This window comes from Rhodococcus sp. 05-340-2, assembly GCF_002258915.1.
Classification (GTDB): Bacteria; Actinomycetota; Actinomycetes; order Mycobacteriales; family Mycobacteriaceae; genus Rhodococcoides.
The window spans coordinates 1-900 of sequence record NZ_NOYU01000041.1 but is presented as its reverse complement, the minus strand read 5'-3'; the positions used below and the strand labels follow the sequence as shown (position 1 = coordinate 900).

The window sequence follows — 900 nt, the reverse complement described above, 5'->3', positions numbered from 1 at the left end:
CCTGTTCATGAGAATTCTCGTCACGGGTGGGGCCGGGTTCATCGGCGCGAACTTCGTACATCAGACCCTCGCGCAGCGCCCCGACTCCCAGGTCACCGTGCTCGACAAGCTCACCTACGCCGGCAACAAGGCCTCCCTCGACCCGGTGGCGGATCGCATCGACTTCGTCCACGGCGACATCGCCGACGCCGACCTCGTGGACCGCCTCGTGCGCGAGACGGACCTGGTCGTCCACTTCGCCGCCGAATCCCACAACGACAACTCGTTGACCGACCCGTGGCCGTTCGTGCACACCAACGTCATCGGCACCACCACCTTGCTCAACGCGGTCCGCGAACACGACGTTCGCTACCACCACATCTCCACCGACGAGGTCTACGGCGACCTCGAACTCGACGACCCGGCACGGTTCACCGAATCGACCCCGTACAACCCGTCGAGCCCGTACTCCTCCACCAAGGCCTCGAGCGACCTGCTGGTGCGCGCCTGGACCCGATCGTTCGGGGTCCGCTCCACCATCTCCAACTGCTCGAACAACTACGGCCCGTACCAACACGTGGAGAAGTTCATCCCGCGTCAGATCACCAACATCCTCAGTGGCTCCCGGCCCAAGCTCTACGGGGCAGGGCAGAACGTGCGCGATTGGATCCACGTCGACGACCACAACAGTGCCGTCTGGGCCATCATCGACGGTGGCCGCATCGGCGAGACCTACCTCATCGGAGCCGACGGCGAAGCGAACAACCGCACCGTCCTCGAAGCGATCCTCGAAGAGACCGGCAACGCACCCGACGCCTTCGATTTCGTCACCGACCGGCCCGGCCACGACCTCCGCTACGCCATCGACTCGACCAAACTGCGTACCGAATTGGGTTGGACACCAACGTATGTCGACTTCCG

General features: G+C 64.2%; 1 protein-coding gene. It reads left to right on the top strand.

The window, feature by feature from the left end:
• Positions 1–7: 7 nt before the first annotated feature.
• The coding region (gene rfbB, locus CH271_RS25160; RefSeq protein WP_094635378.1) for a dTDP-glucose 4,6-dehydratase at positions 8–900 on the top strand (893 nt) is incomplete at its 3' end.